We start from the raw sequence: 14380 nt of genomic DNA, 5'->3' as shown, positions 1-14380 counted from the left end.
AAAGCAATTTTTACCATCAAACCTAAACTGTTACGATCAACTAGATCGAAAGGACTGTCACACCCATAACTTAGATGGTGAATCCAAAAAGTATGGCATTCATATCGATCTAAAGAAGAATGTTTCTTTTTCCAGCCTGGTTAGGAGGGCTCACAATACCTTCTTCTTCCATTTTTTCGACCAGTTTGGCAGCCTTATTGTATCCAATCGAAAGCTTGCGCTGGATATAACTTATAGAAACCTTATTATCACGCTTTATTATTTCCACTGCTTGGTTGTATAGGGAGTCAAAATCATCCCCCACTGATGTACAAATCGCTGTACTTTCATCTGAGTTTTCTTCAAGAGTGATACTGCAGTCATATTCAGGGATGCCTGATTTTCTTAGATGTTCCACGATTTTTTCGACTTCAGTATCGCTCACATACGGACCATGGACTCTGATAGGCGTCTGTCCTGAGGACATATATAACATATCTCCGCGTCCTAGGAGTTGTTCTGCCCCCTGTTCACCGAGTATGGTCCTACTATCGATCTTCGAGGTAACAGCGAAGCTTATCCTGGTTGGGAAATTCGCTTTGATCACGCCTGTGATCACATCTACAGATGGTCTTTGAGTCGCCATGATAATGTGGATCCCAGATGCCCTAGCCATCTGCGCTAATCTTTGTATGGATGTCTCAATTTCTTTTCCAGCAACAAGCATCAGATCGGCCATCTCGTCCACCACCACCACAATAAGCGGGAGTTTCTTAAGTTGAATACTTTTCATTTGTGTTAATTTTTCGCCTGTTGTTGGATCTATGCCAACTGCTTCCTCATATTCGAAGAGTTTGTTGTTTTTGATGAATTCTTCAGCTTTTTTGTTGTATCTCTCAATGTTCCTGACCGCGAGTTTGGTCATGAGCTTATAGCGTCGCTCCATTTCTTTGACAACCCACTTCAGCGCTACGACCGCTTTTTTTGGATCTGTTACAACCGGTGAAAGTAAATGCGGTATATCATCATAGATGGATAGTTCTAACATTTTTGGATCTACCATTATAAGTTTACACTCATGCGGTTCCAGCCTGTAGATTAAGGAGAGGATCATTGCATTTATTGCCACGGATTTCCCTGAGCCAGTTGTTCCAGCAACTAAAAGGTGTGGCATTTTTGTAAGATCGGCAACTATAGGTTCGCCACTTATATTCTTTCCAAGTGCTATTGGAAGCACAATATTCTGATCCTTGTATACTTCCGATTCCAAAAGTTCCCTCAATAGCACCACTTCCCTGTGCTTATTTGGTAGCTCTATTCCTATTGCGTTCCTCCCCGGAATAATGGAAATCCTTGCTGAGACTGCACTCATTGTTCTTGCAACGTCCGTGGAAAGGGAAATTATACTGGATGACTTGATTCCTGCTGCTGGCTGGAGTTCATAGAGCGTCACTATCGGACCCACACTGATTTCGACAATTTTGCAATCTATTTTGAAATCCTCTAGAACCTTTTTCAGGTTCTCAGCTCTGCCTAGAGTATCCTCGGCGCATTTTTGCGATGGGTTTCCTCTTTTGAGAAGATCCAAGGACGGTATTGTACTCCTTACTTTTCCTGATCCACCTAATTTCGCTGCCTCCCTGGCTTTCTGGAATATGGATTTCTTTTCTCTCGACGTATTGTGGGTGGTAGTAATTTTTACCTCCTCAGAACCGGAGTAATCTGAGTGTATAGAGAGATCAGTATCATCAAGATTGCAATCTTCAGTGGGGCACTTTTCTGCTGTACTTTCATCACACGCTTGAACCCTACTTCCGGGCTGTCCAGTACTGGACTCTTCTTGATCTGTCGCTCTCCTGAGAAAGGTATACGTCGAGACAACTGGAAGTTCTTCTTTGAACCTATCTACTGATAAAACAGCGCTGTTTGGAGTAATGGGTTCTGTTCCTTTTCTCCGAAAGTCGAATTTTCTCTTGCTCCAAATGGCAACTATGACCGTTTTCAGTAGCCGGTATATCTTCTTGAGTATTTTCCTTATCCTCCGCAGGGTTAGGAGATTGAATATTCGTGTCACGATTAGCAGCATCCCAGCGATGCACCAGTAGACCGCGCGTGGATACTTCAAGTGCTTTGCTATCAATGATCCAATGACACCTCCGTAAGATCCAAAGAGCCATTCTTCTGACGGAGTTAGCTTTGCTAGTACCACGATACTCAGCAGGATGAATAGTATGGAAAGTACTTTTTTTTCTTTTGAAAAGGCTGCACTGAAGATCAAAAACAGACACAACAAATAAAATCCTAAACCTAGGAAATTCATGCAAAAGGTTGCTACAAATGAACCAAGAAATAGCATTTCATTTCTAGATTTTTCCACTGCTACATTGAAGGATGCCTCCTCTGGGTTACTTATCAAACCGCATACAATCAGGAAAAGTAATCCGAGTCTATATGTTATTCCGAATAATATGTGGGTAATGTTCTGAAGCTTATTATGCACTCTCTTTGTTATCACTGACGCGTAGCAGTTTAACACTGATTCGTGACTACTTTAAGACAACGCAAGTCTGAATACCTCGTGTTTGTGTATAAGTAATTAGCATCTCTTAAGCTCCTCCACTCTAGTATTATAGGTATACTAATGCAAAAATAGCTTATCAGAAGCAAAATTCAGCTTTTCCCTTGGATTGGTTTTGGATTCACTGCAGCAATGCTAATTGGATTTTCCTGTTAAGATGATGTATTTTATAACTGGACTGGTTGCTATACAAAATGTTTTCGACAGTAGAAGAAATACTGCAAGAGCTTAAAGAAAAAAGGAAGCCCTTCGTGCTTGTTGACTCAGGCAATAGGGAGAATGAGGGGGATATAGTTGTGCCAGTCCAGTTGTTGACCAGAGAAATCATGAATTTTGCAGTTACCCATTGTAGGGGGGTTCCATGCGTTTGTGTGACTGAAGAGCTCTGCAAGAAGCTCGAATTGACACTTCTTAGACGGTCCGGGATTGATGATGTTCCAAATGTTGCGAGATTTGTCACTACTATAGAAGCGAGGGAGGGTGTAACTACTGGAATCTCCGTTGCTGACCGGGTGCGCACAATGGGTCTCTTGGTGCAGGATAACGTTACGAAGGATGACTTTGTGTCACCTGGACACGTTTTTCCGCTCATGATCGACAAAGATGGGCTGGAGGCTAGATTGGGTCATACCGAAGGTAGCGCCACTTTTGCCTGTTTGGCCGGGTTCAAGCCAGAGTCGATGATATGTGAAATATTGGATGAACAAGGTGATTCCGCCAGATTGCCTTACTTAACCGAGTTCATTAAAAAACATGATCTCCGAATCACTAGCATAGATATTTTGCATCGGTATCTGAAAGAGAGGGGTATGACTCTTCGTTTCTGATGAGTCCCTTAGCTTAGATGTTCTTGTGGTGTCTTAAGATGATACTTTTGATCTGGTGGATGTAGTCTATTGATTCTCTCCTATCATAGTACTTATTTCTTGACGATTGGATTGGAATTTTCATTACTTATTTAGGCTTTCTTTTTGTTGTTTGGCTATAATTCTTTTGTAAGGGTCCTTCGAAGTGAGGTCTGGTGGATACTGAAGAAAAGATAGCTCAGGAAATTCTTGAAGACATAAAACGTTCCGCTATGGAAGCAATGGCAGCGTTAGATGGAGCGGAATCGGACTATTATCAAAGGTTCTACAAATATTTTTATCTGCAACAAGCAAAAATAGCGAGGATGTGTGGATTACCTCTGCATATTATTGAAAGGATCGTCGCACTTATAAGTGGACCTAAGATCTTACCCATTGGTCAAAAGCTATTGGAGGAAAATGTCGAATACAGCACTGTTGAAGATGGTCCAGGAATTAGTGGGAGAGATCAAGTTCGTTTGAAGGAAAAGGAGTCAGAGCTCGAAGTAGAGAGAGACTTGGAAGATGAGCAAGAAGAGATTGAAGAAGAGATCAATGTCGATATTCTTGCCAAAATGTCTTCTGCAAGACAGAAAAAAGATGCTAAGGAAATTCTGAAAAGACTCCTTATCTGTATGATTGCCGTAAGAATGGACCCAAAATGTAGAGCCGGAGAAACTGCACAATCAAATGTGAAGCATGCGCAAATATATAGAAGAGAAAATAAAGTCTCTCTGAAAGATCTAGTAAAGGCTGGAGTGATAAGTTCTGCTGTTTTCGCTAGATTAAATTCACGCGGGATATTCGGACACAACAATGTTTCGGTGAAAAAGCTTCAATCTTTGGTTACATCCCAAAAGGATTCTCTTTTGGATATGATCAGAGGTGAAAAATTTAGTCAATCTGCTACTAGGATACCTGGTAAGTCGGAAGGTCTGTTCAGTCTCTCGAAAGTGCGAAGTAGCCTAGGTATTTTCAGTGGTACTGCTTCGAATATTGGTAGCAGTAGTAATGTTAGTGCTGGATTCACACAGTTTGTACAAAATCCTTCTAGAGATGGAGGACGTAGCAGATGATTTTTTTTGAATCTTTTTCGCAATGGATCTGGCAGACTGCCACTGACTTCACTATAGATTCTTCTTTAGCCAGGTTTCCGTCTTTCTTAACGCAGTTTTGGATTCCTCTCTCCTATATTGTCTGGATCATACTTCTTTGTCCTGGAGAGGAGCTCTTGTCTGTTCATACGGCAACCACTTTCCTCCCATAAGGTTTTCAGATATTTTAAGATCCTTCCTAGCTCAGGGCCTTTGTATCCGAGCGGTGTCAGATCCCTGCCGAATAGAGGAAAAACGGGAACACTAGAACTAATAAGTTCGACAGAAAATTGTTGATATTCTTTGTCATTTATTTTGTTTTCCGCATACAGGATCTTGAGCAATTTATTTGCGAGATCTTTTCCGAGTCTTGATGCTGTTGTTTGTAGAGAAGCTATATGATTCTCCAGAATCAAAGTGTCTAGCATTTGATAGATCTTCTTTGAGAATCTCCACCGCTGGTAAAGCCATTGAAGATCATAATTGTCAACCGTGTTCCTGATGAGTAATGCAAGTGCGGCTATCGGATCCCTTAATTGATGCGTCCTTTCCGCATCTATTTTGGAGAATAGTATTTCTGTATTGAATACCCTCTCTAGTACTTTGGCGGATTGCATCGCTTCCAATGTAGACAGGAAATTATCATAGGAAAGTAGCTTGAGCATCTCTGCCTGTATTCTCTCTCCGGAAAGTAGGTTAATCTGTTCTTTGTATTTTTCGCAGGCCTCCAATATCTCCATGCCTATCGGCAGCTTGCATATATTTGCCTGAAATCGAAATACTCTGAGTATTCTTAGATAATCTTCTTCGATTCTCTTACATGGATCACCGACGAATTTCAATCTTCGATACTTCAGATCTTCCAATCCTGAAAAATAATCATATACATTGCCATCTATATCCATGTACAACGCATTGAAAGTAAAATCCCGCCTTTTGGCATCCTCTTTCCAGTTTTCTGTGAACATAACGGTAGCATGACGTCCATCACACTCTAGGTCTTTTCTCAGTGTCGTGATTTCCACAGAGCGCGAACCCACCAGAGTAGTGAAAGTGCCATGTTTCAAGCCCGTCGGGATCGCAGTAAATGAATTTGCTCTCAATATACTCATGGCTTCCTCAGGTTCCAAAGTCGTTGCGATGTCAAAATCGCTGATTTTTCTTCCGAGTATGCTATCCCTTACGCATCCCCCGACGAATCTTGCTTCTCCAGCATTATTACGTATTATTTGAATCAGCTGCCTGAAGTTATTCAGCCAGCTTGTTTCGATCTTCATTACTATGCAGCTAAAAAGAATCCTCTTTTCAAAATGGTCCGTTCTGGTGCTCGTTATTCTAGCACTTCTAGGTACAGCAATAAACGGCGCGTTGATAGAAAGAAATTCAGACGTAGTAGCATCCGTAGGGAGAGAGAAAATCACTGTGGATGCTTTTCTTTCCGAGTACAGAAAAAGTGAGAGGTACATCCAAAGTATGTTCAATTTTGGACTTTCTAGTTCCCAGCTCAAAGAAATGGGGGTCGGGAGAATGGTGTTAACTAATCTCATTCAGGAGAAAGTGATAGCACAGCTCCTTAAACGGATGAATCTCCATATTCACGATTCCATAGCGATCGATAAAATAAAAAGGAATGAGCTCTTCCTCGATGATAACAAATTTAGTCGTGCCAAGCTGGAGAACTTCCTAGATCGTAATGACCTCACGGAGAGGGAGTACATAGAAAAAGTAAAACAGGAGATAGCAAAGGAATTTCTTTTTACACCTTTTTTCCATATTCAAGGGGATTACGGGAAATTGGCTAGACTTTTCTATGACTTGGAGTATCAGATCAGGAAGGTCGATGTGATAAAGGTAAATAAGAGTGAACTCCCAAGCGTCGCTGTACCGACAGAGGCCGAACTTTTATCCTTCTACAACGAGAATAAGGGAGGCTTCATCGGTGAAGAGTACAGAACAGCTGAATATGCGACTATCTCAGAGCAGACAGTTAAAAAAGAACTCATCTCAGTCACTGATTCAGAAGTCCAGAAAAAGTTTGAAAGTCTACAACTAGGGAAAAGATACTATGTCGATTATATAGAGTTCGAGTCTCGCGAAGACGCAGAGAGAATGAAGAAATCCATAGCTGCTAATCCCGAGTTCTATGCAAACGATATCAAACATATAGATGGTGCTTTTAAAATAGATTTACCAAGTTTCCTCCCTAAGAGTCTCCAATGGGACGGTAATAAGTGGTTGATCATCAAAGATATGGGTAAGTTTTACCTCTATAGAGTCGTAAAAATTGTTCCTGTCTCAGCTGCGGACAAAGAAAAAAGTATCGCGGAATTGTCTAAGTTCATGGTTCTGGATAAGTTGGGTCTGCTAGCCGGTCAAATAGGTGAAGACCTTGCCTCAGGTGCAGATTGGGAAACTCTCAAAGAGAAGTACGGTATAAAACTCCAACGAGTTGGCCCAATCGGAAAAGATTCCAGAGATAAAGAGGGTAATGCAATTAACATCGATGGTAATCTGCTTGAGGAGATATTCAAAAAGGAGAAAGGCATTCAACACGAGCTTGTTAGTCCTGCTAATGAACTGATTATTTTCAGTGTCACCTCTGTAGAGCCAGCGGCTGAACAACCGTTTGAAAAAGTCAGGGCAGCCGTAATCAAAGCAGTCTCTTCGCGAAAACAAGAACAGATTGCTTTCAGATTATTACAGGAAAAATTGGTATCCAATAATCACCGCGAGCAAACCATAGATCTGTACAGACCAGATGTCAGTAAAAGTAAACGATTACACTATGAATACTCAGATGATTTCATTGCTGAGATCTTCAATTTGAGCGTCGGTGATACAACGAAGCTTTTTGAATCTGAAAAATACTTCTTCATAGGCAAGGTCCTGGAGAAAAGAAAACCCGAGCCAGATGAAGTAGTCCTCGCATCAATTGAAGCAAAGATTCGTGAAGAACTGGGGTTCTCCATGCTAAGTGAGCTGATCCAGACTGCAGTTAATGAATTCAAAGTGAAGGTCACCAACAACTTGATCAAGGATCTTCTTTAGTCTATGAGTAAGATAGCTGAGCTTCTTTCTTTGGATTTATCCTCAAAACGGATTTTCCTCTTCGAAGGTCAGTCTGAGTCAGTATACCTTGCCTATCTCAGGGAGTTCATCTCACTCTTGAGGAATACAGTCTCACTTACCGTTGAGCATACCCGATTCAAGGATTGCTCGAATGTGATGTTGCTAGAGAAGCTTCAATCCTTATCTTGTTTCGGGAAGCTCTTCCTTATATACGACGACCATAAGTTTCCGATTTCAAAGGTAGGAAAAATTGAGCATTTCCTCTGTTTGTACTCTACTGAGCCATTTTCCTTGAAAAGCGAGAGAAGCGATGTGCTGAAAATTGCTTTTTCGAAAAATGATGCCACATTAGAGGATCTAATCCTGTACTACGCCAGGAAACATTCTATACGCTTCGAACCGAGCGCGGTAGGGATCGTAACTAAATATCTCCGTGCGAATGATTTCCCGATCGAGGAAGAAATTATAAAACTCAAATATTACTTCGAGGATGAACTAATAACAGCGGAGTCGTTGAGCACCATACTGGATAGTATTTCTCCATCCATAAATGAGCTCTGTAGAAGCATCATCACTTTAGATACTCAAAAGATTAGTTCACACATCAAGCAATACTCAGATAGTGAAGGTCTGTTGATAATACGCTGTTTAATGAAATACTGTAACGCCGTTCTTGAAATCATTTCCGATACAGCGAAAGGTATGCCAAAATATGAAATAGTCAAACGTCTCAGGAAAAACCAGTTCTATGATCTGGAGATGATCGAAAATGTATCCTCCAATCATTCATGCGGGAAAACAGCCAAGATACTGCTTCTAAATTTACCCAAAATCGAAAGACAATATAAGCTCCACGTTAAAGGTAGATTCACTATGCTTCAGTTGAGGTTGATAGATCTGTGTATCGAAGTAAAGTCCAGCGGAGACAAAAATCTAAGATAGTATCTCGGCTGTGTAAGCTCGGTGGAAAAGGCTGAGCTTTCTTACAAGCAAATAATTGTAAAACATCTCCTGAGGATCTTGAAAAATACAACAGTCATCACGATATTTGTGTTTGTAGGTCATTGAAATACGTTTAGATAAACTTATAGGAGAAAAGATGTCTATGAATATAGGATTGAAAATGCTGCACGACCAGGTGCTCATAAAGCCTCAAGAGGAGCAGGATGGAGCAAGTGGTATATACATCCCTGATTCGGCAAAGAAAAAACCGACTATTGGCGTAGTTGTAGCAGTTGGCCAGGGAGCTAAAAATTCGAATGGTACTTTTGATCCAGTTTGTGTTAAAGAAGGCGATGTCGTGCTATACAGAAAATGGGCAGGCAGCGAAGTAGAGCATGATGGTGTTGAGTACGTCGTAATGAAAGAATCAGATATTATAGCTGTAAAGGAGGGTAAATAATGCCAAACGAAGTAATAAGTGGTGAGCAGTTACAGAAAGTCATTCGTGAAGCAGCAGACCTAGTTGTCTCGAGTGCTGGCGTGACTCTTGGACCAGAAGGCAGACCGGTGATCATGAGTAAATCCTACGGTGGCCCGGAAGTAACAAAAGACGGTTATAAAGTCATCAACGCATTGAAACCGGAAGATGAAAAAGTAGCAAAAATAGTTGAACTCTTAAATCAGGCTACTTCGCAGGCAAATGAGAAGGCGGGTGATGGTACGACAACTGCAACTATGTTGGTTGGTAATATGATCAAAAATGCGCACAAGCACATTGCTGCTCAGAGGTCCAGGATGAAGTTAAAGGCCGGAATGAAGCGTGCACGCGATGCAGTTGTGAAACACATTCAATCAATTGCCAAAAAGATAGACTCAGAGGAAGAGATAGCACAGGTTGCTTCAATTTCAGCTAACGGCAATAGCGAAATCGGAAATAAAATCGCCGAAGCTATGAATAAAGTCGGTAAAGAAGGGGTTATTACAGTAGAAGAGGGTAAAGGCCTCGAAGAGTTCTCTGTATCCGTGGTCAAAGGTATGGTCTTTGATAGAGGATACGTTTCTCCTTATTTCATAACCAATTCGGAGAAGATGATTGTTGAATTCGATAATCCTTATATCCTAATCGCCAACAAAAAGTTGTCTAGTATACAGCCGATGGTTTCGCTACTAGAGACAATTGTACGTTCAAATAGGGCAGTTGTGATCATTGCTGAAGATGTTGAAGGTGAAGCATTGACCTCTCTTGTTCTCAGCAAGATGCGCGGTAGTCTCAAAGCATGTGCTGTTAAAGCTCCAGGCTTTGGCGATCGCAGAGCTGAAATGCTTGAAGACATCAGAATACTAACTGGAGCTAGAAGTCTTGTCAGTGATGATATCGGTGTCACCGTTGAAAGTCTGACTGTGGAAGATCTAGGTACTGCGAAAAGTATCATTATTTCCAAAGATTCCACTACAATAGTCGACGGAAACGGTAGTAAGGATGCTATAAGCGCAAGAGTAAATCAAATTAAAACACAGATAGAGAAAACCACTTCTGATTACGATAAGGAAAAACTCCAAGAAAGACTTGCTAAACTTGCTGGTGGAGTCGCAGTTCTCAAAGTCGGTGGTGCTACTGAAGTCGAGGTAAAAGAGCGTAAAGACAGGGTCGAAGATGCATTGCACGCAACGCGAGCTGCAGTTGAAGAAGGTATAGTACCAGGTGGTGGAGCTACTTTATTGAATGCAATTAAAGTGCTTGAGGAGCTTTCTTCTGATGATGATGATGAGCAGGCTGGTATCAATATCGTGAAAGCGGCTCTCAAAGCGCCAATCTCTCAGATCGTCGAGAATGCGGGTGAGGATGCATCTGTGATAGTTCACAACTTACTTGAATCGAAGGATATCAACAGAATCTTTGATGCGAGGAAGCTTCAATATGTGGATGCGTTCAAAGCTGGTATCATCGACCCTGCAAAGGTCGTACGTGTAGCACTCGAAAGTGCGGTCTCCGTAGCAAGCGTTCTTGTGACTACAGAAGCTCTTATCGTTGATCTACCTACCAAAGATAATGCCGGCGGCGCTCCAATGATGCCTGGTGGAATGGGTGGAATGGGTGGTTTCTAAAAACCCCCATCTCTGATCCCTGCAAAACGATGTGTAGGTATCCCAGTGGCGGCCGAGTGCTATCCAAAATGCTCCCGCCTTGGGTACGATGCTCCTATCCTGTGAAGGACCGCCACTGATCCCCCCTTGGTTGACCCTTCAGCTTTTGGTGGGCCCTACTTTATTCTATTGATCTTTTATCCTCACTGGATTTCCAGCTTAGTCCTCGAGACTGATGGAGGTGTAGACGTTCTGTACATCATCATTCTCCTCGAGTGCTTCTAGCATTTTTTCCAGGTTTTGCTGGACCTCCTTAGAGGCAATCTGAGGTGACTTTGGTACCCACACGAGGCCCGAATACTCACAATCCCCGAATTCCTTGGAGAGCTCATCAGCAATCCTACTGAAGTCTTCCTTGTTCGAGTATACATTATGTCGCTTATTTTCCTTTTTCACATCTAGTGCACCTATTTCTAAGGCAAATTCAATCAATCTATCCAGATCTACTGACTCTGCATATGAAAACAACCCTAAGCGATCAAACATGAATGAAAGCTCAGCAAAAACAAAACCGAACTTTGATAAAATATGTCTTACCTCTGAGGCGGTCCTGTTTTTGTTATTCGTGAGTGCGTCAACTACAACTGAAATTCCATTGGGCCACATCTCCCCAGAGCCCGAAGCCATGTAATAGATTTCTTGATAATCATCGGCATCAGTTTTGTTACTGGCACTTTTAAAGGCGGCTTCAATTTTGTCCTTTGGAAGTCCCTGACGTCGCGCGTTAGCTAAAGCGGAACGCAGCCTTGGATTAAATGCAGGATCAGGTATGCCAGAACGCGCAGCAACAACCAATTCTCTTCTAAGTTTAGTGAACTTTTTTGCCTTTTTTGCGTCCTGAGCACCTTTTCTGTGTTTTATATTCGCGTACTGAGAGTGACCAGCCATGATGTGATTTTGTGCCTATAATGAAGGAACGAATTCTTAGCTTCCAGATTTCAAATCACCCTTGATAACGCTGCTGATAGTGAATTTTATCCTCTCAGTTTCGGCCTGTTTGACCATTTGCTTAGTCTTTGGATCACAATAAGTCGTCGCCTTTTTCTTCACTACGGATAGAGTCCCGACTTTCGGAATTCTGATGGATTTTTTCTTCTTAAGAGAGTCATATATGTACTCGTACAATGCATTTATAGCATGTTTAGCCTGCCCCTTAGGAATCGAAGCGCCCTCTGCAACGATGTTGATGAGATCAACACTCTTTACTACTTCTTTGGTCATCAAAAGCTCTGAAACAATCAAAACTGCAGATTATGACATAAAATCAAATAAATCAATAGGAAGTGTCGCGATACTGCTATGAGTTCAAGAAATTTCAAGAGGCACGTTAAGAATTTTGCAACCGGACAGTCTGGGAAACAATCGCAGAAGGTGTCAAGAGAGCGCCATCAAAATAATGTGTGACTTCAGGATTGGAGTATCCTAGAAGACCTTTTCACAGAGCTCTTTCATTTTATTATGTGCCTTTGCGAAACCTTTCAACGAATACAGATCAAGGGAGCAGGTTCCCTTCCTTGATTTAGCAACGACCACTGCATAAATATCTGACTTCATAGACTTAATAGCATTCTCATCATCTTCAACATTTTTCAGCCAAGCTATGTCGCCATCCAATACATCGAACACGTATGAGGCTGACGGATTCTTCACTCTACACTCTCCCTTTTTGGCATTTTCCATCATACCCTGTTTGTACTTCAGGAAATCTTCTTTCTTTTTATAGGTGGCGACCTGCGGATAATAATCCCCCTTGTATGGATATCCTGGAGTAATGCTTACTTCGTCAATATTCTTGCTTATGCACCTCACCCAGATATGTTGTGCCCCTCTAGATGTATAATTACCCGATCTCCCCACAGGCGTGGCAGCAATGAAATACACTTTTTGACCATCTTCAATTTGTGTATAAAGGGTCCAATTTTCGAAAGACTGCAGCGCTTTTGGACTTTCTGCTGAGGCCGTAAAACACTGAAAGAAACAAAAAAATGATAAGATCAGGGATATCTTTTTCACGGAGTCGGAATAAGCTAAATAAAAGAGTATATTACAGGAAAATATCAAAATCTTCAAATGGGAGTTGTGTCGCATGTAAGGTATGTAAGTATACCTTATTCTCTGAGTCTGCCGATCTGTATGCATATTTCTTTACCCGCATTGTATTTGCAGACAGCGGGTCTCATATACAGCATCAGAAGTTAATATCAGAAGTTAATTGAATTAATGTGATTTTTGCATCCTTCATGCATTGAATTCTCTATTCTCCGACACCGACTCACCCGCTTAGTGGAAATAATTGTCTCCGTGGGTTTGCAGCTGTGCTTTGTAGTGATTAAAGTTAGAGCATGTACACACTTTTCAGAGGCTTCAGGATAGCATATTTCATCTGTTATTCGTATTTTGAGCTTTTTTTTAGAAAGAAGTATCATAATCTAGTTTCCGGGATGGAGGCTATGGGGCCAGCTTTCATAAAATTTGGGCAGTTTTTTTCCAGCATGGGGGATCTGATAGGTCCTGGCCTGGGTACTGCATTGAGAAAGTTGTGTGATGATGTCAAACCTGTGGACTATGCCTTTATAAAGGCTTCACTTGAAAAGGAATTCTCATCCAAAGTCGAGGATCTTTTTTCCTGGATCAGTGAGGAACCAGTGGCTTCTGCATCAATTGCTCAAATCCATAAAGCGACAACTCTTTCCGGCGATGTCGTTGCTATAAAGGTCCTGAAACCCAATATAGAAAAGATTTTTAAACGTGATATCAGAATTGCTTTTTTTGTTGCGCGTATTTTTTCCTGCTTTCTGTCGAAGCGGTTTAATTTGATACCTATACTCAAGAGGTTTACGGCATCTGTTAACTGTGAGCTTGATCTTAAGATGGAAGCAGCATCCTTATCAGAAATGAGGGATAATTCACGTTATGATACTGAAGTCATCATGCCTAGAGTCTTTTGGAATCTGACTAGTACACGTGTACTTACCATGTCATGGATGCTGGGTGTACCTCTGACGAAGTGCAATCTGTGCGATTCTGAGTTTGCAAGAAAACTGATCGTAGTCTTCTTTAAACAGGTTTATAGAAATGGATTTTTTCATGGAGATATACATCCTGGGAATATATTCGTTACTCCCGGCAACAAAGTTGGATTAGTGGATTTCGGTATTGTCGGCAGAATCGATAAAAAAACCAAAATATACCTGTTAGAATTGATAAAGGGCTTTTTGGATCAAGATTATAATCGTGTTGCTGAGATTCATTATTCAGCAGGTTACGTGGATAGGTCTCGAGCGAATTTCGCTTCTGCCTGTCGCGCTCTTGGGGAACCGATATTGGGGAAAACATTAAGGGAGATCTCACTGTCCCAATTACTTGGGGATTTCTTCAAACTCTCCAGAGATTTCGAGATCGAAATCAATCCGAATCTTGTACTCATCCAAAAGAACCTTATGTTCCTTGAGTCAAATTGCGCCAGGATTCACCCTGAAACAAATATATGGCGAATTATAGAACCTCTGATAAGAAAATGGTATAAAACTGAAATGAATCCGCTAAAGGTGATGAAAGAGAAGTTCGAAGAGGCGATAGTCGTCTTGAGGGATACTTTTGGCGAGAATAATGCTTCAGGGACGAGGAGTGGTGTAGAAGATTGCTCAAGGAGGAGTGTGTTTTTTTGGCTCTGGTTTGCATCGATCATGAATTTTTTCTTTATTCTTGCTTTTAGATTTCTTTGAACT

General features: G+C 41.4%; 12 protein-coding genes. 7 read left to right on the top strand and 5 right to left on the bottom strand.

Annotation, left to right across the window (positions count from 1 at the left end; all coding sequences use genetic code 11):
- Positions 1-109: 109 nt before the first annotated feature.
- Positions 110-2479, bottom strand: a complete 2370-nt coding sequence (locus NHE_RS04365) for an FtsK/SpoIIIE family DNA translocase (protein ID WP_198014738.1) — start codon at positions 2477-2479, stop codon at positions 110-112.
- A gap of 272 nt (positions 2480-2751) precedes the next feature.
- Between NHE_RS04365 and NHE_RS02755 the strand changes: the two genes are divergently transcribed.
- Both NHE_RS02755 and NHE_RS02750 read left to right on the top strand, forming a co-directional pair.
- Positions 2752-3384, top strand: a complete 633-nt coding sequence (locus NHE_RS02755; protein ID WP_038559759.1) for a 3,4-dihydroxy-2-butanone-4-phosphate synthase — start codon at positions 2752-2754, stop codon at positions 3382-3384.
- 194 nt (positions 3385-3578) lie between these two features.
- Complete coding sequence (locus tag NHE_RS02750) at positions 3579-4478, top strand: hypothetical protein (RefSeq protein WP_038559756.1); 900 nt, start codon at positions 3579-3581, stop codon at positions 4476-4478.
- 86 nt (positions 4479-4564) lie between these two features.
- On the opposite strand, the gene NHE_RS02745 is transcribed toward NHE_RS02750, so the two are convergent.
- Entirely contained in the window at positions 4565-5773 is a 1209-nt protein-coding gene (locus NHE_RS02745) for a CCA tRNA nucleotidyltransferase (RefSeq protein ID WP_051579618.1), read from the bottom strand.
- Between the two features lie 46 nt (positions 5774-5819).
- Between NHE_RS02745 and NHE_RS02740 the strand changes: the two genes are divergently transcribed.
- The 4 genes from NHE_RS02740 to groL all read left to right on the top strand — a co-directional run bounded on the left by NHE_RS02740 (position 5820) and on the right by groL (position 10613).
- Positions 5820-7544 carry a peptidylprolyl isomerase gene (locus NHE_RS02740; protein ID WP_232214961.1) on the top strand — a complete coding sequence of 575 codons (1725 nt, stop codon included), beginning with the start codon at positions 5820-5822 and terminating at the stop codon, positions 7542-7544.
- A gap of 3 nt (positions 7545-7547) precedes the next feature.
- Positions 7548-8507, top strand: coding sequence for a DNA polymerase III subunit delta (locus NHE_RS02735; RefSeq protein ID WP_038559750.1), 960 nt, complete (start codon positions 7548-7550; stop codon positions 8505-8507).
- 169 nt (positions 8508-8676) lie between these two features.
- A complete protein-coding gene (locus NHE_RS02730; RefSeq protein WP_198014753.1) occupies positions 8677-8967 on the top strand; it encodes a co-chaperone GroES in 291 nt (96 codons plus the stop codon).
- Entirely contained in the window at positions 8967-10613 is a 1647-nt protein-coding gene (gene groL, locus NHE_RS02725; RefSeq protein WP_038559747.1) for a chaperonin GroEL, read from the top strand. The genes NHE_RS02730 and groL overlap by 1 nt, the downstream gene beginning before the upstream one ends.
- 198 nt (positions 10614-10811) lie before the next feature.
- On the opposite strand, the gene NHE_RS02720 is transcribed toward groL, so the two are convergent.
- The 3 genes from NHE_RS02720 to NHE_RS02710 all read right to left on the bottom strand — a co-directional run bounded on the left by NHE_RS02720 (position 10812) and on the right by NHE_RS02710 (position 12665).
- Positions 10812-11540: a YebC/PmpR family DNA-binding transcriptional regulator gene (locus NHE_RS02720; protein WP_038559744.1), complete on the bottom strand. Its 729-nt coding sequence runs from the start codon at positions 11538-11540 to the stop codon at positions 10812-10814.
- A 36-nt stretch (positions 11541-11576) separates the two neighbouring features.
- Complete coding sequence (locus tag NHE_RS02715) at positions 11577-11873, bottom strand: HU family DNA-binding protein (protein ID WP_038559741.1); 297 nt, start codon at positions 11871-11873, stop codon at positions 11577-11579.
- 201 nt (positions 11874-12074) lie between these two features.
- Positions 12075-12665 carry a hypothetical protein gene (locus tag NHE_RS02710; protein WP_038560602.1) on the bottom strand — a complete coding sequence of 197 codons (591 nt, stop codon included), beginning with the start codon at positions 12663-12665 and terminating at the stop codon, positions 12075-12077.
- Positions 12666-12994: 329 nt separating this feature from the next.
- On the opposite strand from NHE_RS02710, the gene NHE_RS02705 reads away from it, so the two are divergent.
- Positions 12995-14377 (top strand): ABC1 kinase family protein, encoded by a 1383-nt coding sequence (locus NHE_RS02705; RefSeq protein ID WP_038559738.1) that lies wholly within the window; start codon positions 12995-12997, stop codon positions 14375-14377.
- Positions 14378-14380: the final 3 nt, after the last annotated feature.

It is taken from the genome of Neorickettsia helminthoeca str. Oregon (assembly GCF_000632985.1).
Classification (GTDB): Bacteria; Pseudomonadota; Alphaproteobacteria; order Rickettsiales; family Anaplasmataceae; genus Neorickettsia; species Neorickettsia helminthoeca.
This window is presented reverse-complemented; position numbering and strand designations above follow the sequence as displayed.

What these genes read in the sequence shown, in the direction of transcription:
- NHE_RS02755 (WP_038559759.1), top strand. Translation starts at nt 2,752, where the DNA reads ATGTTTTCGACAGTAGAAGAAATACTGCAAGAGCTTAAAGAAAAAAGG.
- NHE_RS02745 (WP_051579618.1), bottom strand. Translation starts at nt 5,773, where the DNA reads ATGAAGATCGAAACAAGCTGGCTGAATAACTTCAGGCAGCTGATTCAA.
- NHE_RS02735 (WP_038559750.1), top strand. Translation starts at nt 7,548, where the DNA reads ATGAGTAAGATAGCTGAGCTTCTTTCTTTGGATTTATCCTCAAAACGG.
- groL (WP_038559747.1), top strand. Translation starts at nt 8,967, where the DNA reads ATGCCAAACGAAGTAATAAGTGGTGAGCAGTTACAGAAAGTCATTCGT.
- NHE_RS02720 (WP_038559744.1), bottom strand. Translation starts at nt 11,540, where the DNA reads ATGGCTGGTCACTCTCAGTACGCGAATATAAAACACAGAAAAGGTGCT.
- NHE_RS02715 (WP_038559741.1), bottom strand. Translation starts at nt 11,873, where the DNA reads ATGACCAAAGAAGTAGTAAAGAGTGTTGATCTCATCAACATCGTTGCA.
- NHE_RS02705 (WP_038559738.1), top strand. Translation starts at nt 12,995, where the DNA reads ATGTACACACTTTTCAGAGGCTTCAGGATAGCATATTTCATCTGTTAT.